The sequence below is a fragment of the Collinsella sp. LCP19S3_F2 genome (genome assembly GCF_052121015.1).
Lineage (GTDB): Bacteria > Actinomycetota > Coriobacteriia > Coriobacteriales > Coriobacteriaceae > Collinsella.
Window position 1 is genome coordinate 16,626 of sequence record NZ_JBQKFA010000004.1, and the last position, 18,122, is coordinate 34,747.

The 18,122-nt window shown below is 59.6% G+C and carries 19 protein-coding genes; 11 read left to right on the forward strand and 8 right to left on the reverse strand.

Going from position 1 to position 18,122, the window contains the following annotated elements; all coding sequences use genetic code 11:
* The first annotated feature begins 312 nt into the window (after positions 1–312).
* Complete coding sequence (locus ACTQX9_RS04440) at positions 313–1,089, forward strand: hypothetical protein (protein ID WP_441041010.1); 777 nt, start codon at positions 313–315, stop codon at positions 1,087–1,089.
* A 185-nt stretch (positions 1,090–1,274) separates the two neighbouring features.
* Positions 1,275–1,493 (forward strand): hypothetical protein, encoded by a 219-nt coding sequence (locus ACTQX9_RS04445; RefSeq protein ID WP_154517389.1) that lies wholly within the window; start codon positions 1,275–1,277, stop codon positions 1,491–1,493.
* Positions 1,494–1,584: 91 nt separating this feature from the next.
* Here ACTQX9_RS04445 and ACTQX9_RS04450 read toward each other — a convergent pair whose 3' ends face one another.
* Both ACTQX9_RS04450 and ACTQX9_RS04455 read right to left on the reverse strand, forming a co-directional pair.
* Positions 1,585–2,499 (reverse strand): ketopantoate reductase family protein, encoded by a 915-nt coding sequence (locus tag ACTQX9_RS04450; protein WP_441540600.1) that lies wholly within the window; start codon positions 2,497–2,499, stop codon positions 1,585–1,587.
* A 117-nt stretch (positions 2,500–2,616) separates the two neighbouring features.
* Positions 2,617–2,811 carry a hypothetical protein gene (locus ACTQX9_RS04455; protein ID WP_427793860.1) on the reverse strand — a complete coding sequence of 65 codons (195 nt, stop codon included), beginning with the start codon at positions 2,809–2,811 and terminating at the stop codon, positions 2,617–2,619.
* A 162-nt stretch (positions 2,812–2,973) separates the two neighbouring features.
* On the opposite strand from ACTQX9_RS04455, the gene ACTQX9_RS04460 reads away from it, so the two are divergent.
* The 5 genes from ACTQX9_RS04460 to ACTQX9_RS04480 all read left to right on the forward strand — a co-directional run bounded on the left by ACTQX9_RS04460 (position 2,974) and on the right by ACTQX9_RS04480 (position 8,377).
* On the forward strand, positions 2,974–4,161 hold the full coding sequence (locus ACTQX9_RS04460) for an aldo/keto reductase (RefSeq protein ID WP_441540601.1): 1,188 nt from the start codon (positions 2,974–2,976) through the stop codon (positions 4,159–4,161).
* Positions 4,162–4,259: 98 nt separating this feature from the next.
* Positions 4,260–5,126: a deoxyribonuclease IV gene (locus ACTQX9_RS04465; protein ID WP_441540602.1), complete on the forward strand. Its 867-nt coding sequence runs from the start codon at positions 4,260–4,262 to the stop codon at positions 5,124–5,126.
* Positions 5,127–5,273: 147 nt separating this feature from the next.
* Positions 5,274–6,134, forward strand: a complete 861-nt coding sequence (locus ACTQX9_RS04470; RefSeq protein WP_441540603.1) for an ABC transporter substrate-binding protein — start codon at positions 5,274–5,276, stop codon at positions 6,132–6,134.
* A 191-nt stretch (positions 6,135–6,325) separates the two neighbouring features.
* A complete protein-coding gene (locus ACTQX9_RS04475; protein WP_427795943.1) occupies positions 6,326–7,612 on the forward strand; it encodes an ABC transporter permease subunit in 1,287 nt (428 codons plus the stop codon).
* Between the two features lie 12 nt (positions 7,613–7,624).
* Positions 7,625–8,377 carry an amino acid ABC transporter ATP-binding protein gene (locus ACTQX9_RS04480; RefSeq protein ID WP_022094423.1) on the forward strand — a complete coding sequence of 251 codons (753 nt, stop codon included), beginning with the start codon at positions 7,625–7,627 and terminating at the stop codon, positions 8,375–8,377.
* Between the two features lie 116 nt (positions 8,378–8,493).
* Here the strand turns inward: ACTQX9_RS04480 and ACTQX9_RS04485 are convergent, their stop codons facing one another.
* Positions 8,494–8,739: a hypothetical protein gene (locus tag ACTQX9_RS04485; RefSeq protein ID WP_441041003.1), complete on the reverse strand. Its 246-nt coding sequence runs from the start codon at positions 8,737–8,739 to the stop codon at positions 8,494–8,496.
* Between the two features lie 147 nt (positions 8,740–8,886).
* On the opposite strand from ACTQX9_RS04485, the gene ACTQX9_RS04490 reads away from it, so the two are divergent.
* A complete protein-coding gene (locus ACTQX9_RS04490) occupies positions 8,887–9,105 on the forward strand; it encodes a heavy-metal-associated domain-containing protein (protein WP_441540604.1) in 219 nt (72 codons plus the stop codon).
* Between the two features lie 20 nt (positions 9,106–9,125).
* On the opposite strand, the gene ACTQX9_RS04495 is transcribed toward ACTQX9_RS04490, so the two are convergent.
* Together ACTQX9_RS04495 and ACTQX9_RS04500 are read right to left on the reverse strand one after the other, a co-directional pair.
* Positions 9,126–9,551 (reverse strand): hypothetical protein, encoded by a 426-nt coding sequence (locus tag ACTQX9_RS04495; protein ID WP_441540605.1) that lies wholly within the window; start codon positions 9,549–9,551, stop codon positions 9,126–9,128.
* On the reverse strand, positions 9,544–11,115 hold the full coding sequence (locus tag ACTQX9_RS04500) for a Y-family DNA polymerase (protein WP_441540606.1): 1,572 nt from the start codon (positions 11,113–11,115) through the stop codon (positions 9,544–9,546). The genes ACTQX9_RS04495 and ACTQX9_RS04500 overlap by 8 nt, the downstream gene beginning before the upstream one ends.
* Positions 11,116–11,329: 214 nt before the next feature.
* Here ACTQX9_RS04500 and ACTQX9_RS04505 point away from each other — a divergent pair, with 214 nt between their 5' ends.
* Together ACTQX9_RS04505 and pgi are read left to right on the forward strand one after the other, a co-directional pair.
* Positions 11,330–11,854 carry an iron-containing alcohol dehydrogenase gene (locus tag ACTQX9_RS04505; RefSeq protein ID WP_427727800.1) on the forward strand — a complete coding sequence of 175 codons (525 nt, stop codon included), beginning with the start codon at positions 11,330–11,332 and terminating at the stop codon, positions 11,852–11,854.
* A 199-nt stretch (positions 11,855–12,053) separates the two neighbouring features.
* Positions 12,054–13,748 (forward strand): glucose-6-phosphate isomerase, encoded by a 1,695-nt coding sequence (pgi, locus tag ACTQX9_RS04510; protein ID WP_117817172.1) that lies wholly within the window; start codon positions 12,054–12,056, stop codon positions 13,746–13,748.
* Between the two features lie 141 nt (positions 13,749–13,889).
* On the opposite strand, the gene ACTQX9_RS04515 is transcribed toward pgi, so the two are convergent.
* The 3 genes from ACTQX9_RS04515 to ACTQX9_RS04525 form a co-directional block, all read right to left on the reverse strand.
* Complete coding sequence (locus ACTQX9_RS04515; protein ID WP_427718552.1) at positions 13,890–15,194, reverse strand: VirD4-like conjugal transfer protein, CD1115 family; 1,305 nt, start codon at positions 15,192–15,194, stop codon at positions 13,890–13,892.
* Positions 15,187–15,804 (reverse strand): ATP-dependent Clp protease proteolytic subunit, encoded by a 618-nt coding sequence (locus ACTQX9_RS04520; RefSeq protein ID WP_427718549.1) that lies wholly within the window; start codon positions 15,802–15,804, stop codon positions 15,187–15,189. The genes ACTQX9_RS04515 and ACTQX9_RS04520 overlap by 8 nt, the downstream gene beginning before the upstream one ends.
* 63 nt (positions 15,805–15,867) lie before the next feature.
* Positions 15,868–16,914 (reverse strand): hypothetical protein, encoded by a 1,047-nt coding sequence (locus ACTQX9_RS04525; RefSeq protein ID WP_427793870.1) that lies wholly within the window; start codon positions 16,912–16,914, stop codon positions 15,868–15,870.
* Positions 16,915–17,247: 333 nt separating this feature from the next.
* Here ACTQX9_RS04525 and ACTQX9_RS04530 point away from each other — a divergent pair, with 333 nt between their 5' ends.
* A complete protein-coding gene (locus ACTQX9_RS04530) occupies positions 17,248–18,090 on the forward strand; it encodes a Cof-type HAD-IIB family hydrolase (RefSeq protein ID WP_427747959.1) in 843 nt (280 codons plus the stop codon).
* Positions 18,091–18,122: the final 32 nt, after the last annotated feature.

An 18,122-nucleotide genomic window follows, 5' to 3' on the forward strand; every position in this document is an offset into this window, starting at 1 on the left:
GGCGACTTGTGCAAGGGCCCCTTGCGACTCGATAGGTATAACTGCATAAAATGCCTGCTCAAGGCGCCTGCGCGAACAATGGTTGCGCAGGCGCCTTTTTTGCATAGGAAGGGCGCTATTACAGGGTTTTTGGCATGCTTTATGCATGCGAGTTGTGGAAAACTCCTGTTGAGAGGATGTGAGTTTTACGCAAATGACGTGCACCTTTTGAGAAAAACCGCAGGTCGCGATTTACTCGGGGTACTATGCAGCGCGATCGAATCACACGCAGCTTAAACGCAGCAAAAACTCACTACGGAGGTTTTCAGCTACATGAGGATCGATTCACGAAAACCGAAGGCCGCCGCCCTTTCTGCCACGCTTGCCGTGGCGCTTTTAGTGGGTGCCGGCGTAACCGATGCCCACGCGGCAACACTGTCCGACGCGGTCGGATCCACGCCGTCCGAGGCGACCCTGATGCAGCCCGTCGACTATCGTAGCGACGGCTTTGGCTCCATGCAGGAGTGGAACGCCTCGATGGGGGCCAAGCGCGATTCCCTAGAGGTCCGCGCGCAGATCATCATGAACATGTACGGTGACTATGCCACCGATGACGAGCGCGCCGTACTGCAGGGTTGTATCGACGGTGCGGGCAGTCTTTTGACGATGGAGGAGGTCGACGCGAAGTCGGCCGAGCTCGACGAGCTTCGTTCCACGCTCGAGGATGCTAAGCGCGAGGCGCTCGAGGCTGCGGCCGTCGAGGCAGAAGCTGCCGAGGCCGTTCGGGCTTCGTATTACAACGCCGGCTCCGGCTCGTCTTACGCGTCTGCTGCGTATTACGCGAACGGCTCGGGCCTGACGCGCTCGAGCGGCGTCAATAACTACAACGGTCGTCGCGAGACCTATTACAGCAGCAACGTGCTGTATCACCACCGCACGGGTGAGTGGACGCTGGATTCCGAGGGCTTTTGGCGTGATTCCGACGGCTACTACGTGGTGGCTGCGAGCGATAAGTCCCAGGGCTCGACCTTTACGGGCTCTAAGGGCGAGTGCAAGGTCTACGATTCGGGTTGCGCAGCCGGAACTACCGATTACTACACCGGTTGGTAATCTGTCGGCATCGATTGCACATGATGGACGGGCGTCTTTACCGAGCTTTCGGGCAATGTAGGGGCGCCCGTTTTTATATGCATTTGGGTTAACAGAGCCCTTACCGTGGCACTACGTTGGGCATATGGGCGCGGGGCACACTAAGTCATGAGAAACAAGGTCTTTCTCGTGGAGGAAGTGATCCCATGAACGCTCGAGATGTCGCTATTGCCGTCGTTGCCCTTTTGATCGGATGTCTTGGTCCGACGGCGGCGTTAGTTGCCGGCTTGCAGTCCACTACGGGTGCTGCTCCTGTGGTTGTGAGCGCCTTGATTGCAGCGGCGCTGTTGGGAAGCGCCGGCGTGGTGCTTTGCCGCGATGACGAGGACGAGGTCCCGGAGTCGCAAAACGAGCCTCAGTTTTAGCCTCGGCCTAAATGCGACAGGCCTTCGCGAGCGATGGGATCCTCGCGAAGGCCTGTCTGCTTACATTGCGCGCGTCGCCGTGCGGGCGAGGCTACCAGCTGCTTTCTATTTCGCGAATCCTCTGGTAGAGCCAATCGTTTTGCGGCACTTGGATATCGTGTTTGGCGGCCAGGCGGCAGATGGTGCCCGCGAACTCCTCGACTTCGGTTTTACGTTGTGCGATGCGGTCCTGCGCCATCGAGGGCATGCCGGCGGGGTCGATTCCCTCGATGAGGTGCACCATCTGCGTCAGGTCTTCCTCGGTAAGCTCAACGCCCTCGGCGTTGGCGACCGCAAGTGTCTCGCGCATGGCGGAAACAAAGCAGCGACGCTGCTCGGAGTCCTGTTCCGTGGCACTCCCGTACGTGCCGCCGTAGGCCATGCAGGTCTGGTTGATGCCATCGTTGAGCATGAGTTTGGCCCACATGCGGTGCGCAATGTCGCTCTCGACGGTATGGGCGATGCCGCAGCGCGTGTAGAGCTCATCGATGGCGGTGACGGTTGCGGGCTCGGTGCCTGCTGCCGCGCCAAAGCGAATCTCGCCCGCATTGGTAAAGGTGAGCGCGCCGTTAAGGAATACGGCGTCCATGCCCTGGCAGATGCCCAGGACGGTGTGCTTCCAGCCAAAGCGCTCGGCTATTTTTTGCTCGCTCGTAATGCCGTTGCACAGCGAGGCGATGAGCGTGTTGGGTCCCACGACGCGCTCCATAGTCTTGAGTGCTTGGTTGAGCCCCGTCGTCTTGACCGTGAGAATGACCAGATCGGCGGGCGTTGCCTCGCTGGCGCGGACGGACTTGAGCGCGCAGGGCTTTCCGTTGACGGTGAGCGCATCGCCCACGTGGCGCTCGAAACGCGTGTCATCCATGACGTATTCGACGGCATCGTTGCCGAGGGTCTTGGCAATCATGCTGCCGTAGAGCAGGCCGACGCCGCCCTTGCCGATAAAGGCGACCTTGTTGATCTGCATGTGAATCATCTCCCCATATAAAAGGCGCCCGCATATGGGGCGCCTGATGGATTGTATGCCGCTGGGGCATGTGGCGTACACCGGAGGCTGAATTTAGAAGAACAAATGCATGGGAACTTATGCCGCGGGGCAGATGGCAAAAACGCGCGCGGGATATCCAACGCCATCGCGCACCTTGGGGAAGGTGCAGAAGATGACGGCGCCCGTGGCGGGAAGCTCGTCCAGATGGTCCATGATCTCGATCTGGTAGCGGTCGACCGAGAGGGTGCATTGTTCGCCGGGATAGGGGTAGGCATCCTCGTGTGTGGTCACGCTCGCCTCCTTTCATCGGGCTTTTTGCTGATGTTAAAGCGGTGCCGTGACAGCTCGATTTCTGCTGCGTTACGATACGTTCTCGATTGCGATTCCGATGTGTTTCGGTGGCGTGACGGGTTTGTTTCGCCGCGTCAGAGCTTCGATGAGGGAGGAGGGGCCGTGCAGTATCGCGTTGACCCCAAAAGCGGTAACCGTATCTCGGCGTTGGGGCTGGGGTGCATGAGGTTTCCCGGTGCGCCGGGACGCCCCGATGCGAAGACAGCCGATGCTATCGTTTCCCGCGCCGTGGAGCAGGGGATAAATTACCTGGATACGGCTTATCTTTATCCCGGCAACGAGGCGTGCGTGGGCGCCTCGCTTGAGCGCTTGGGCCTGCGCGACCAGGTTTTGCTCGCGACCAAGCTGCCGCACGCCTCGTGCAAGTGCGCGGAGGATTTCGACCGTTTCTTTGATGAGCAGCTGCGCCGCCTGCGGACTGACCATATCGACTACTACCTTATGCACAACATCACCTCGCCCGCCCAGTGGGAACGCGTGGTGGCGTTGGGCATCGAGGACTGGATCGCGCGTCAAAAGGCGGCGGGGCGCATTCGCCGGATCGGTTTTTCGTACCACGGCAGTGCGGCGGACTTCCTCACGATGCTCGATGCTTATGAGTGGGACTTTTGCCAGATCCAGTACAACTACGCTGGAGAGCACTATCAGGCGGGGACGGCGGGGCTCATGGCGGCTGCTGAACGCGGGCTTGCGGTATTTGTAATGGAGCCGCTTTTGGGCGGACGTCTGGCAGGTAAGTTGCCGCCGCGGGCCCGCGCTGTGCTCGATAGCGCCCGTGACCCGCATTTGTGCACTCCTGCCGCTTGGGGGCTTTCGTGGGTGTGGAATCATCCTCAGGTGACGATGCTGCTTTCGGGTATGACCGATACCGCGCAGGTGGATGAGAACGCGGCGTTGGCCGATCGGGCCCTGCCGGATTCGATGACAGCTACTCAGCTCGATGCCATCGCGCACGTGCTGACGGAGTTTGAAAAATCGAATCGCGTGCCCTGCACGGGATGCGGCTATTGCATGCCGTGTCCTAAAGGCATCAATATTCCTGGGTGTTTTGCCGCCTACAACGCAAGCTATGCGCACAGCTGGTTTACGGGTCTATCGCAGTATTTTACGGCGAGCGCGGTGCGCACAAGCGAGCCCAAGTTGGTGAGCAATTGCGTCAAATGCGGCAAATGCGCGCGGCACTGCCCGCAGCATATCGATATTCCCGAGCGTCTCGACGACGTACGCCGCCGTTTTCAGCCTGGACCCGTGACGGCGGTGCTTAAGGCCTTCGGCAAAACGCTCTCCTGATGCCCCTTTTATAACTTGCGGTGGAATAGTTCCTGTTTGCGGCAGAATAAGGCATCAACAGGAACTATTTCACCGTAACTGATGAGGGGGAGCTGGGGATGCTGACGATCGGGTGTCACCTATCCACGACGAAGGGCTATCGGGCGATGGGGGAGACGGCGCTATCCATTGGCGCCAATACCTTTGCATTCTTTACGCGCAACCCGCGCGGCGGCAAGGCGAAAGACCTTGACATGGATGACGTGGCGGCCCTGCGCGAGCTTATGGAACAAAACAATTTTGGCCCCCTCGTGGCCCATGCTCCCTATACCTATAACCCCTGCTCGGCCAAAGAGCGGGCGCGCGAGTTTGCCCTGGAGGCCATGGCTGAGGATCTGCAGCGTCTGGAAGCGCTGCCCGGTAACTACTACAATTTCCATCCCGGTGCGCATGTGGGACAGGGCTCCGACGCCGGCATTCAGATGATCGTCGACGCCCTGTGCCAGGTGATGTTTGAGGGCCAGCAGACGACGGTGCTGCTCGAGACCATGGCTGGCAAGGGCACCGAGGTGGGCCGCAGCTTTGAGGAACTGGCGATCATCATCGAGGGCGTTGCTGACAGGCGCCCCGAGCTGTCGGCCAAGCTGGGCGTTTGCCTGGACACCTGCCATGTAAATGACGCCGGCTATGATATCGTCCAAGATCTTGACGGTGTGCTCGACGAGTTCGATCGTGTGGTGGGTATCGAGCGCCTGCGCGCTGTGCATATCAATGATTCCAAGAATCCCCGCGGTGCCCATAAGGACCGGCATGAATGCATCGGCAAGGGTTACCTCGGCAGCGAGGAACTTGGCGGTGGAATGCAGGTTATGCAGAATATTGTATCGAATAGCTGCCTGCGATCACTGCCATTCATTTTGGAAACGCCGAACGAACTTGCAGGTTATGCGGCTGAAATTAAACTATTAAGGTCATTGCAGCAGTAATGACTGTCATAAAGTGGAGTGTTCCATTCACGTTATGGGTTTGTTTCAATCAGTTTTCTAATTGCAGATTCTCTCACGCGGGTGCATAATAGCCCTCAGTTTTTGCAGGCCCCTGAATCACATGGGGCCATTGGAAGGAGACTGATTATGAAGCTGAAGAAGCTTGGCGCATTTGCCGCCACGGGCGCCATGGCGCTCGCCCTCGCACTGACGGGCTGCGGCTCGTCCAACGCCACCTCTGGTTCTGATGCCGGTTCCAGCAGCTCTGACGACGCTAAGGTCGAGAAGGTCGACGGCTCCAAGGAGTACGCGCTCGTCAAGGACGGTACGCTGACCGTCGGCACCTCTGCCGAGTACGCTCCGTTTGAGTACAAGGATGACAACGGCGATTATCAGGGCTTTGACCTTGAGCTCATCAAGGCTATCGGCGACAAGCTGGGCCTGGATGTCGAGTACGTCAACAACGACTTCGACACGCTCGTCCCCGGCGTCGCTTCGGGCACCAAGTATGACGTCTCCATTGCGGCTATCACCGACACGCCCGAGCGTGAGAAGGAAGTCGCTTTCTCCGATTCCTACTACATGGACGATCAGGCTATCGTGACCAAGGTCGATAACACCGACATCACGGCCGACAATTACAGCGAGAAGCTCAACAACGCCGACGCTACCATTATCGTCCAGTCTGGCTCGACCGCCGAGGCCTTTGCTCAGGAGAACTTCCCCAAGGCCAAGATCGTCCCCTACAAGGACGCTACCGATTGCTTCAGCGCCCTGCAGTCCGACAAGGGCGATGCCGTAGTCACCAACCGCTCCGTTGCCAGCCAGCTGACCGCCGAGCAGTTCAACACCTGCCACACGGTTAAACAGATCAGCACCGGCGAGGAGTACGCCATTGCCATCAACCAGGGCAATACCAAGCTCAAGGACGACATCAACCAGGCCATCAAGGACCTGACCGACGACGGTACCGTTGACGCCCTCATGGCTAAGTACAACATCAAGTAAACAGATACTTGATTGCGTGTGGGCCCTTTCCGTTTAGCGGAGAGGGCCTTTGCGCTTCTCTCGACGGAGAGTGTTTCCGTCTCTTTTTGCCGGCAACTTCTACGATAGGAGCCACCTTGTCTCGACTGAACAAAGGGGCCGCGGAGCAGCGTTCTTCACTACCCGCCTTGCTCCAAAAGCTAGCCTGTGTCATGGCCGTGGCGCTCGCGCTGGTGTGTGTGGGGGCATCTGCGCCCTCGACTGCCCAAGCGCTTGAGACCGCAAAGATTACCGCCCGACCCAACACCGGTTCGGGCAGCGATGTGGTCGGCGGCACCGAGACACGCATTACCTGGGAAGTTCAGGCCGATGCCGACGAGGAGCTGAGCGGTCTTTCGCTGACGTTTGTCGACGGCACGACGTTTGGTACCGATGACACGCGATTGACGATGCTCTCGGGCGAGGACCTCATGGATCGCACGCCCATGAAGCCCACGTGCACGGCTGATGGCCAGACGCTCAAGATCGACTTTGGCGAGACGGCGCCTGCCGGCGGCTTTTTCCGTGTCGAGGTATACGGCGTGACCTTCCCCGTCGAAGGCGGCGACGAGGCCTTTGGCGGCACCTATACGCTCGCCGACGGTTCGACCAAGAAGATTTCCAAGATTCCTTCCGTCGAGATTAAGGGCGTGACGGCCTTCGATAACTTCCAGGCCGATCTTAAGGAACAGCCGTGGGTCGAGGCTTGGAATTCCAATATGTTCCTGCGCCTGTTCTTGAACCCGGTCATTTTGGTCCAGAGCCTGCCGGTCGTATTTAAGGGCTTCCTTATGTCGCTCTCGATCGTGCTTGTGGCGTTTCCGCTGGCAATCCCCTTTGGCTTTGCCTTGTCGCTCATGCGCATCTCCAAGTCGCGCATCCTGCGCTGTCTTGCCGGCATTTACGTGAATATCATCCGTGGTACGCCGGCGTTCTTGCAGATCTATATCGCGTTCTTTGGCCTGCCACTTGCCGGCGTCAAGGTGGACGACTACGTCTTGGGCGTTATCGTCATGGCCATGAACTCGTCTGCGTACCTGTGCGAGATCTTCCGTGCCGGTATTCAGTCGATTCCCAAAGGCCAAAACGAGGCTGCCCGCTCGCTGGGCATGAATGCCTTCCAGACGTTGCTCTACGTTATGATTCCGCAGACGTTCCGCAATGTCCTGCCTACGCTGACCAGCGAGTTTATCCTGCTTTACAAGGATACGTCGCTGCTCGCCGCCGTGGGCGTGGTCGAGATCGTCATGAATGCCCGCACCATCGTGGCGACGACGGGCTCCATCACGCCGTATGTGGTTGCCGCCCTGTTCTATCTGGTCATTACCCTGCCGCTTGCGCGCTTGGTGAGCGGTCTTGAGGCGAGACTTCTGGGGACGGCCGAAACCAAAAAGAAGCGTCCCACCAAGAGCGCCGGACAGGTTGTCGCGACACCCGCCGATCATATTGCAGGTCTGTAAGGAGGTTCTATTATGAGCGAAACCAATAACTCGAACGAGGTCGTCGTCAGCATCAAGAATCTCCAGAAGGCCTTTGGCGATAACGTGGTCCTGCGCGACATCGATCTGGATGTGCACAAGGGTGAGGTCGTCGTGGTCCTGGGCCCCTCGGGCTCGGGCAAGTCGACGATGCTTCGCTGCATCAACCGTCTTGAGGAGCCCACGAGCGGATCGATTGTCGTCGAGGGCGTGGATGTGTGCGCCAAGGGCGTCGACCTCAATAAGGTGCGTACGCACTTGGGCATGGTGTTTCAGCAGTTCAATCTGTTCCCGCACCTGTCGGTCAAAAAGAACGTCATGCTTGCGCAACAAAAGGTGCTCAAGCGCAGCAAGGAAGAGGCCGAGAAGATTGCCGTCGAGGAGCTGACCAAGGTCGGTCTGGCCGAGCGCATCGATTTTATGCCGAGCCAGCTTTCGGGCGGCCAGCAGCAGCGCGTGGCCATCGCCCGCGCCCTGTCGATGAATCCGCACGTGATGCTCTTTGACGAGGCTACGTCGGCGCTTGATCCCGAGCTCGTCCGCGACGTCCTTGGCGTCATGCGCGATCTTGCGCGTGACGGCATGACGATGATCGTGGTGACGCACGAGATGGGCTTTGCCCGCGACGTCGCCGACCGCGTCGTCTTTATGGACGGCGGCGTTATCGTGGAGGAGGGCACGCCGAGCGAGGTCTTCGACCATCCCAAGAGCGAGCGCACCAAGGCGTTTTTGGGCAACATCTCGTAGCTGCTTTATGTGGCTGACATAGCAGATAACGGGGCTGGATTTGGATCCAGCCCCGTTTTTGTTGGGATGCGAATGTGTTTTGGTGCAGAGCCGCGTATGGGCGGAGCTTATCGCCGTTAGGCGAGCTCGGCTCCAAGGGCGCGACAGGCGGCCTCTGCCTCATCGTCGGGGGCGTCATAACAGATGACGGAATCGACGACGTGGACGCCGGCCTCGTCGGCGTCCGCCTTCCAGTTGTCCATCCATTCGCCCTCGGCCCAAGAATAGGAGCCAAAGAGGACGACCTTCTTGTCGCCGAGGGTCTCCTTGACTTCGTCCCACATCGGCTGGAACTCATCGTACTCGAGCTCCTCGGAGCCCATGGCGGGGCAGCCGAAAGCGAGGGCGTCATAGCCGCCGGCTTATTTTTTGGATTCCGGCGTATTGTCGCATCGACGCATGGCACATGCTGTTGCGGCGATGGGGCGGGCAGAAAGAAGGTCAAGAGGGTCGCGGTCGCGGACACCGATGTGTCTCACTATCCCTATAGCGATGAACTGCTTATTGGCGGTATGAGCTGCCGCGGCTGCGCGCAAAATGTGACGAACGCGCTCAACGCTCTCGATGGCATTTGGGCCACGGTGACGTATGCAGACCACACGGCGTGCATCCGTTCTAAAAACCCGATCGATCGTGAGGTGCTTGAGGCTGCCGTGAGGGATGCGGGCTATTACGTCATAAAGCCGTAGGGCCGGGCGTGCGCTTGCGCTTAGGCTCGGCCGCGCAGCTCGATGTCTTGGATATCGTCGAAGCCGATGGCGATGTCTCGGAGTTTGAGCAGCTTGAACGCGGGGAGCACTTCGTCGAGAATGCCGGTGCGGCTGCGATAGCCGTATGTATCGTAATAAGTGACGCGCACCAAGTCGCCGCGTTTGAGGCCCTCGAGCTTTTTTGAAAGCTCGAGGGCTTTTTCTTCCGTGAGTTCGCATTTGGGCTCAACAGAGATCTCTTGTTTGCGCACGAGCTCGTAGTATCCCGTGAGGGCGGCAAAGGGCATAAACTGCGCGGCGCGGTTGGCGCGAACGGCACCGTTAGCGGTGAGCTTGGGGTCGGCGGAGCGACGTCTTCCCTCGGGGTCCGCCAGGCGTTCAAAAGGCGTCGGTGGCCGCATCGGCTGTTGTTGGGACTTAGGCACGATGTCCTCCTACCTGATCGTTGCGTTCGCGTGCGGTGGCGCCCGCGGTAAAGCTTAATCCCTTGACCAGGGCGTTCTTGCCGTACTTGCCCTTCACGGCCAGAACGGCGCGGGCCAGGTCGCGCTCGCGTTCATCGGCCTTAACATCGCTAAACAGATCGATGGTGGCAAATTCCTCGGGCATGAGGTTGCCAAAGCCCAAATTGATGCGCTTGACCGGTCGTTTGGGATCGACGGTCTGCGCCCAGAGCTCATCGAAATGGCCCATGATCTTCTTAAACGAATTGGTGCGCTCGGGCAGCTTGCGCGAAGCGTTAGAGTGCGCAAAGAGCGCGGCATAGCCGCCACGCGGTTTGCCGCCATGCTCTCCCACAAAGATGCCGTCGATTGCCTGTGCTTCGCGCACCAGACGGCGTCGTTCGTCATCGCGCTGGACGGGCTTGGGTGCACGGGGTGCGAGCTCGGGGCCGGCGGTTGCGGCGGGTTCGATGCTCGACGTGCTCGAACGCAAATGCCCGCATCCGTCTACATATTGCGCTGTGCCGCTGGCGTCGAGGCGGCGTATGTCGGCGCGCTCGCTCGCGTAGCCCACAAAGAGCGAGATGCTGTCGCAGACTACATGCTTATCGACCAAGTCCAGTACGGCGGCATCGACCATCTCGCGCAAGATGGTGTAGGCCTGCTCGTAGGCATAACCCTTCGAGAGCACTTGTCCTGTGGTGGTTGAAGTTGCCTGCGGGCGATAGGCCTGAATATCGGCGATAGTTGTCGGCTCGCGCCCAAAGGCGTGGTCGATGAGATACTCGGCATTGACGCCGAGTTCGTCGTAAAGCAGGTTTTCGTCGAGCGCGGCGACGCCCATCAGATCGTATACCCCGTACTTTTCGAGGCGGGCTGCCACGCCGGGGCCGATGCCCCAGATATCGGTGATGGGGCGATGGGGCCAGATCTCCTTGCGAAAGGTCTCGTCGTCGAGTATGCCGATGCGGCTGGGTACGTGCTTAGCGGTAATGTCGAGCGCCACCTTGGCCTGGAATAGGTTGGGGCCGATGCCGACTGTCGCCGTGATACCGGTGCGCGCGAGGACCTCATCGCGCAGCATGCAGGCAAAGCTTTTGGCATTGGTATGGTAGAGCTTTAGATAGGGTGTCACGTCGATAAAGCACTCGTCAATTGAGTAGACGTGAACGTCTTGCGGACTCACGTATTCAAGGTAGATACCGTAGATCTGCGCCGACGCCTCCATGTAGTGCTGCATGCGCGGTACGGCCTTGATGTAGTCGATGCCGTCGGGAATCTCAAACAGGCGACAGCGGTTGTGTATCCCGAGGTCTTTCATGGCCTGGGTAATGGCGAGGCAGATGGTCGTACGCCCGCGTGATTCGTCGGCAACGACCAGGTGGGTGGTGAGCGGATCGAGCCCGCGGTCAACGCACTCGACGCTGGCATAAAACGTCTTGAGGTCGATGCAGATATAGGTGTGACGCCCGTGCCCCACGCGTTCTCCCATCAAACACATGTTCTTATCGAATGCATGTTCGATAATACCCGCTCGTCCGGACATCGTCAAAACCTGCCAAAAAGGGACAGGTTTATTTTGGTAGGTAAAACGCTTGACCGACCAAAACAAACCTGTCCCTTTTTGGCAGGTATGGTCGGGCGGTTGCATCGGGTTTTAACGCAGCTCTAAAGAGCGCGAAACAGCTCGGAAAACCTCGCTTCGTAGCATGAGCCTAACGATCGATACCACCATAAAGCACGGAAGGGTTGTGGGGATAATGGTCAACTATGGGTTTGGTATGCCGACGCGCCTTGTTGCGGATGGAGACGTGGCTCGCTGGTGTGGACGATTGGTCGCTCACTACGGCGGCACCAAGGCGCTGGTGGTGCTGGGTGGCGACAAACATACGCGCGATGAGCTTGTCTCGGCGGCGCTCGGCTCGCTTGACCGAGCTCTGCTCGAGCGCGTGCTTTTTCGTTGCGGCTCGGTTGAGGGCGACGGGGGAGACGAGCTGATCGACGAAGCTGTGGCCCTGGCGACCGACGAAGGCGTGGACTTTGTCCTGGCGATCGGCGATGCCGATACTGCTGGCTTTGCGCGCGAACTCGCGCGTCGCATGGCGGCGCTCGATGCCGGCGAAGACGGTTTTGTCCCTTATGGATGTATTGTCTCGGAGGGCAAAGTGCCTGCCGTCGTGGGGGCCGGTGAGGTTCCCGTTTTTGCCATCATCGCGCCCGAACTGCTTGAGGGCATTGGGTCTCCTCTGCGTGAGCTGCTCGGCAGCGTGTGCGCCGCGGCCTAATGTCTGCCATAAAGAGATGGGCTATTTTTGGTAGGTAAAGCGTTTGACCTGCCAAAATAAACCTGTCCCTTTTTGGTCGGTCGCCGTTTGGGGGCGGATTGGCAACGCTGGCTGATTACGGTCTTGACCTGCGCTAGAATAGGGGCATCTGATTATCCGGGCGCATGGAGGTTTGCGCCCGTATGTTGAGGAGGACTTTATGGCAACTGTTGCCGCACCTATCGACGCTACGTCGACCGCCGCTTGGAAGGCGCTCGAGGCTCATCAGGAGAAGCTCGAGGCCGAAGGTATCGACCTCAAGGCCTGGTTCGCTGCCGATGCAGAGCGCGTGAACAAGCTGAGCTTTGACGCCGGTGACCTGCACTTCGACCTGTCCAAGAACCTGGTGACCGATGAGACCGTCAAGCTGCTGTGCGATCTTGCCCGCGAGGTGAAGCTCGAGGAGCGCCGCGACGCCATGTTCTCCGGCGAGCACATCAACACCACCGAGGACCGTGCCGTCCTGCACACCGCGCTGCGCCGTCCGGCAAGCGAGAAGGGCCAGCTCATCGTCGACGGCCAGGACGTCGTTGCCGACGTGCACGAGGTCCTCGACCGCATGTACGCCTTTGCCGAGCGCGTGCGCTCCGGTGAGTGGAAGGGCGTTACCGGCAAGAAGATCGAGCATCTGGTGTCCATCGGCATCGGCGGCTCCGACCTGGGCCCGGTCATGGCTTACGAGGCTCTGCGCCCCTATGCCGACGCCGGTATCGACTGCCGCTATATCTCCAACATCGACCCCAACGATCAGGCCGAGAAGCTCAAGGGCCTGGATCCCGAGACCACGCTCGTGATTATCGTCTCCAAGACCTTCACCACGCTCGAGACCCTCACCAACGCTCGCGAGGTCAAGACCTGGATGCTCGAGCAGCTCAAGGCTCAGGGTGCCATCGACGGCTCCGATGAGCAGAACGCCGAGGCCGTGGCCAAGCACTTCGTTGCCGTTTCCACCGCACTCGACAAGGTCGAGGCCTTCGGCATCGACCCCGCTAACGCCTTCGGCTTCTGGAACTGGGTCGGCGGCCGCTATTCCGTCGACTCCGCCGTGGGTCTGTCGCTGATCGTCGTGCTCGGCCCCGAGCGCTTCCAGCAGTTCCTCGAGGGCTTCCACGCCATCGACGAGTACTTCTGCAACACCCCGCTCGAGAACAACGCCGTCGCGCTGATGGGCCTGCTCAATGTCTGGTACGTCAACTTCTTCGGTTCCAAGAGCCACGCCGTACTGCCGTACTGCCAGTACCTACACCGTTTCCCGGCCTACCTGCAGCAGCTCACCATGGAGTCCAACGGCAAGCACGTCCGCTGGGACGGCAGCGCTGTGACCTCCGATACCGGCGAGATCTTCTGGGGCGAGCCCGGCACCAACGGTCAGCATGCCTTCTACCAGCTGCTGCACCAGGGCACTGTGGTGGTTCCGGCCGATTTCATCGCCTTTGCCAATACCGCCAACCCTGCGACCGATAGCGGTCAGGACGTGCATGAGCTGTTCCTGGGCAACTTCCTGGCCCAGACCAAGGCGCTCGCCTTTGGTAAGACGGCCGACGAGGTTCGTGCCGAGGGCACGCCCGAGCAGATCGTCCCGGCCCGTTGCTTTGAGGGCAACCGCCCGACGACCTCGATCTTCGGCGACACGCTGACCCCGTTCGCACTCGGCGAGCTCATCGCCCTGTACGAGCACATCACGTTTGTCGAGGGCACGGTCTGGGGCATCGACTCCTACGACCAGTGGGGCGTCGAGCTGGGCAAGCAGCTTGCCAAGCAGATTACCCCGGCCTTCCACGATGACGCCGCCAAGGCCGAGCAGGACGCTTCGACCCAGGCGCTCATCGAGTTCTATCGCGCGCATCGTAAGTAGTCGCTGCTGTTAACGCATCGCGCCTTATAGTCAGGGGCCCGTATCCTATCGGATGCGGGCCCCTTTGCTTTGCCGTAGTCCCGGGGCGCACGGCCTTTGTGGAACATCGCCGGGGCGCCGCGCGCCGCGAGAACCCTGCGCCTAGATCTCGGCCTCCGCATGGTCTCGCTGCGCCTCGGGCAGCTCCCCGTAGAGCGGATGGTCTTCGAGCCTAAAGCGCTCGACCTGTTCGGGAGTGTGGCCGCGCACAAAGAGCCACGAGCGATCGATCGGCGTCGCCATGAGCGTGCTGGGCAGCGCGTCGGCGCGTTCGGAAAACACCCGGGCACTCTCGGGATCCTGGAACGCCAGCACCAGATGCGTGTCGCAGTTGCCCATGATGGAGCGTGCGCGTGCCTCGCCATAGAGCGCATCGAGCTGGTTGGTCGACTGCAGCAGCAGCGTTGCCCAGATGTTGCGGCTTCGGATAATCGAGAGCACGTTGTCGATCTGGGGGATCTGCAGATTTGCGAAGTCATCGAGCATAAAGCGCACGGGCACGGGCAGGCTGCCGTCGGGCTGCCTATCGGCCTCACGAATGAGGCCCATAAACGCCTGCGAAATAAAGAGGCCGGTCAGCGGATCGAGATTGCGGTCAATATCGCTCACGGTTACAAATAGGGCGCAGGGGGTGTGTCCCATGGAAGCGAAGTCCACCTGATGGCACTCACGATAGAGCTGTGCCGCACCGTCGAATCCCAGACACATGACCTTTTCGGCAAGGATGCCGACGATGCTCGCGTGCATGCGCTCGGCATTTTGCGTAATGGCGTAGCGCCGCCATAGCGAGAGGGCATAGCTTTGGGGGTCGATCGTGATCAGGTCGTCAAACAATCGACCCGTGGCACCGTCTTGCAGGTGCTCGATCAGCTTGATGACCGAGCTGATCGTCTGCTCGTCGGCGGGTAGCTGTTCGGTGACGTAGGCGATAAGACACGACAGCAGGTTTGCCGCCGCATGATCCCAAAAAGGCTGGTTGTTGTCCTCGATGGGGCAGATGGCCTTTGCCACCGAGAGGATGTCCTGCTGGTTGGGCCTGCCGTCCGCCTTGCGGCGAATGTGCCTCAGGGGGTTGTAGCCGCAGCGCTCGATGCCGGGCGCAAGGGCCGGGACGGTGTTGAGGTCGGCGAAGTTGAGACATTGCACGCGGTAGCCGTGGGCTGCCAGCACGGGTCCCACTTCGCGACAGAGCGTGCCTTTGGTGTCGAGCACGATGTAGCTTGCGTTCATTTGCAGCAGGTTGGGCTTGAGGACGTTTCGGGTCTTGCCGGCTCCCGAGGGGCCGATCACAAGTGCGTTGTTGTTGAGTCCCGTTTGGCGGGTGTCGCAGGAAAGCATTCGATCCTTGGCGAGGATGGTGGACGATGCGGACTCAGATGCGGCGAGGCGGCTGGTGAGGTTAGACATGGGCGACCTCCTTGGTGGTCGAGAGGATTTCGTGGGCAAAGCCGAGCTCGACGGCGCGCTCGGCCGAAAGGTAGGTGTCTTTTGCGGTGAGGGACTGGATGCGCTTGGGCGTGAGGCCGCTGCGGTCCGAGAGGATTTGCGTGAGGGTCTTGCGGGTCTGCATGAGACGCCGGCTGGTTTCCTGCAGCGCAAGTGCCGAGCCGCCTGCCCCCTGGGGGATCAGCGGGTCGTGAATCATGAGCTCTGCATGGGGCGCCATACGGCGATCGTCGCCGCCCATAAAGATCACGGCGCCCATGGACGCGGCGAATTCCAGGCAGACGGTGCGGATGGGGCACGATGCGAGGCGCATGGCGTCATAGATCGCAAGACCCGATCGCACGCTTCCGCCGGCGCTGGCGACAAATATGGTGATGGGGCGGCTGGGGTCGGCGGCATCGAGCAGGCGGATCTGCTGGCATAGGTCGTGGGCCATCGGGGTTTCGATGTTTCCCATGACGGAGAGCTCGCGACGGGCGAGCATCTCATCGTAAATGCTGGTGAGCGTGATACCTCGGGCGGATTCACGCATGGTGAGGGGGCTGATGATGGGGGAATGATTGGTGTCCATGAGGACTCCTTTCTGTTGGTTGTGTTGTGGAATAGGATTGTTGCCCGCGGAGGGGCTGGCGGGCTACAGGGTTCGTCCGAGCCTGAGATCGAGCTCGGTTGTGGGGCAGGCTGCCTGTTCGTACGGCTCGCAAGCGCCAAGGGCTCCAAAGCGATGGAGCGTTGCGACGGGCGTGGTGTAGGCGAGCCGCAGCTGATGCTCGACAGGGGCACATCCGTCATTTTTGTAATGAGCCGCGTAGTACTGCGCGATGCTGGCGTTCATCTCGCTGCCATTGCGATGGCGCTCAAACTGGCGTCTGCAGGTCTCGATGATCTTTGCTACCGACTTGGGTGCCGTCGCGGGAACAAGGGCGAGATAGCCCTCAAATAGCTCGTTGATGCTCAGGAGGCACAGCAGGTCGATCAGCGTCCTTATGGCTGCTCCCTCGGCGGAAAAGTGCGCGGTCATGCGGTTATATCGGTTGCGGTCGACGATGGCCGCATGGGGTCTTGGAGTTTTCTGCCCCGTGGTCCCGGGCTTTTGCCGCGCCTGTGTATTGAGCTCGACGTTGCAGCGCTTGAGGCCGTCCAACGGAAGGAACAGTGCGGTGCGCAGGGTGTTCCGCTTGCTTTCGAGTTCATGACGCTCGTCGGGTTCCCATTCGAGCTTGAGTTTCGTGTCGAGCGCCGTAAGCATATGGGCTAGGCAGCCTACGGCAAGAACGTACGAATCGTTGCCGCGTTTTGGGGCATAGGGGTCTGTCAGCTTGCGAATGTCGGGGTCGCCCATGATCTTTGTGCAGCGCTTCAGCAGTTGAGGGTGGTCGGCCAAGATCGTCGCGAGCGGTAGCGACGCGTAGTTCTTGATGGTCGCGGCGGCAAAGGCGGCGTCATATTCGTTTGCATATGCTCGCTCAATGCGGGCATCCAGAATGCTTTTCTTATCGCCGTCTTCAGCGTGGTGGTTTGTCATAGCTTCTCCAATCGGTTGATGTTCGTGCTGTTTGTTGATGTGTTGGTTGTCGTGAGTGATGTGCTTGCCGTGGGTGATGTGCTGACGTTGGGGTGCTATGCGGTTTTCAATGAGCCCGTGAGACAGTTGCTGCAGGGGCGGGATGGAACGGCCCATGCAAGGCGGAAGGCATCGTGCTCAAAATCGAGACAGCAATGCCCTAGGTGCCTCACATGTGGCAGTTACCTCATTAAGTTGTCATTACGTTTGGGGTTGTACTTTGCCGATCTTCCTTCTCTTACACGCTAAAACTCAAACTTCATATGCTCGATCTACTTAAAACCGCAACGGCGGTCTTTTATCAACTTATATGTCGGAACGCGTCTTTGCAAGTACTTTTTTGCCTTTGTTTCAAATGGGGTGGTTTTGCAACCGTCATACGTGCGCTGTGCGAACGTGCCCCGGCTCGGATAAGATAGTGCGCGATAAAAACGATGCAAGGAGGCGCATATGGCAATCAAAGCCATCGCAATGGATATCGACGGTACGCTCACCAACGACCAAAAGGTCATCAGCCCGCGTACGCGCGAGAAGCTGCTCGCGGCGCAGGAGTCGGGCATTAAGCTCATTTTGGCTTCGGGCCGTCCCGCATGGGGGCTGCACGCCTTGGCGCAGGAGCTCGACCTTCATAACCATGACGGTCTGCTGGTGGCCTTTAATGGCGCTCACGTCGTCGATGCCCAGACCGACGAGGTACTGTTCGATCAGGCTATGCCTGCCGATGAATTGCATCGCCTGATTGATCATCTGCGCAATTTCGACGTGATCCCTATGATTTCGCTCGGTCGCGATCTGCATGTCGAGGATTCGTACCGCTGCATGATTACGCTGCCGGATGGCTCGCAGAAAAACATCGTCAAATACGAGCGCGACGCGTGCGATCTTAAGATTCGCGAGGTGGAGAGCCTGCATGAGGTCGTGGACACTTATCCCGTGGACAAGCTGCTCACTGCGGGCGACCCGGCCTATCTGCAAGCGCATCACGAGGAGATGTATGCGCCCTTTACTCAGACGCTTTCGGGTATGTTTACGGCCGACTGGTACTTTGAGTTTACGGCGTCCGGTATCGACAAGGCCCGCGCGCTCGAGGGTGCCCTGCCCAAGCTCGGCATCGATGCCAGCGAGGTCGTCTCTTTTGGCGACGGCCAGAACGACAAGTCCATGATTGAGTGGGCCGGCACCGGTGTTGCCATGGGCAACGCGGTTGACGAGGTTAAGGCCGTGGCCCAGATGGTGACTGCCAATAACAACGAAGACGGCATTGCGGTGGCGCTGGATAAGCTGCTGGGTTAGAATCGCCGATTAATGCATGGTTCGGGCGCCTG

What these genes read in the sequence shown, in the direction of transcription:
- ACTQX9_RS04480 (WP_022094423.1), top strand. Translation starts at nt 7,625, where the DNA reads ATGAGCGAAACCAATAACTCGAACGAGGTCGTCGTCAGCATCAAGAAT.
- ACTQX9_RS04450 (WP_441540600.1), bottom strand. Translation starts at nt 2,499, where the DNA reads ATGCAGATCAACAAGGTCGCCTTTATCGGCAAGGGCGGCGTCGGCCTG.
- ACTQX9_RS04505 (WP_427727800.1), top strand. Translation starts at nt 11,330, where the DNA reads ATGGTCAACTATGGGTTTGGTATGCCGACGCGCCTTGTTGCGGATGGA.
- ACTQX9_RS04530 (WP_427747959.1), top strand. Translation starts at nt 17,248, where the DNA reads ATGGCAATCAAAGCCATCGCAATGGATATCGACGGTACGCTCACCAAC.
- ACTQX9_RS04465 (WP_441540602.1), top strand. Translation starts at nt 4,260, where the DNA reads ATGCTGACGATCGGGTGTCACCTATCCACGACGAAGGGCTATCGGGCG.
- pgi (WP_117817172.1), top strand. Translation starts at nt 12,054, where the DNA reads ATGGCAACTGTTGCCGCACCTATCGACGCTACGTCGACCGCCGCTTGG.
- ACTQX9_RS04445 (WP_154517389.1), top strand. Translation starts at nt 1,275, where the DNA reads ATGAACGCTCGAGATGTCGCTATTGCCGTCGTTGCCCTTTTGATCGGA.
- ACTQX9_RS04525 (WP_427793870.1), bottom strand. Translation starts at nt 16,914, where the DNA reads ATGGGCCGTTCCATCCCGCCCCTGCAGCAACTGTCTCACGGGCTCATT.
- ACTQX9_RS04440 (WP_441041010.1), top strand. Translation starts at nt 313, where the DNA reads ATGAGGATCGATTCACGAAAACCGAAGGCCGCCGCCCTTTCTGCCACG.
- ACTQX9_RS04515 (WP_427718552.1), bottom strand. Translation starts at nt 15,194, where the DNA reads ATGTCTAACCTCACCAGCCGCCTCGCCGCATCTGAGTCCGCATCGTCC.
- ACTQX9_RS04485 (WP_441041003.1), bottom strand. Translation starts at nt 8,739, where the DNA reads ATGGGCTCCGAGGAGCTCGAGTACGATGAGTTCCAGCCGATGTGGGAC.
- ACTQX9_RS04500 (WP_441540606.1), bottom strand. Translation starts at nt 11,115, where the DNA reads ATGTCCGGACGAGCGGGTATTATCGAACATGCATTCGATAAGAACATG.
- ACTQX9_RS04475 (WP_427795943.1), top strand. Translation starts at nt 6,326, where the DNA reads ATGGCCGTGGCGCTCGCGCTGGTGTGTGTGGGGGCATCTGCGCCCTCG.
- ACTQX9_RS04470 (WP_441540603.1), top strand. Translation starts at nt 5,274, where the DNA reads ATGAAGCTGAAGAAGCTTGGCGCATTTGCCGCCACGGGCGCCATGGCG.
- ACTQX9_RS04520 (WP_427718549.1), bottom strand. Translation starts at nt 15,804, where the DNA reads ATGGACACCAATCATTCCCCCATCATCAGCCCCCTCACCATGCGTGAA.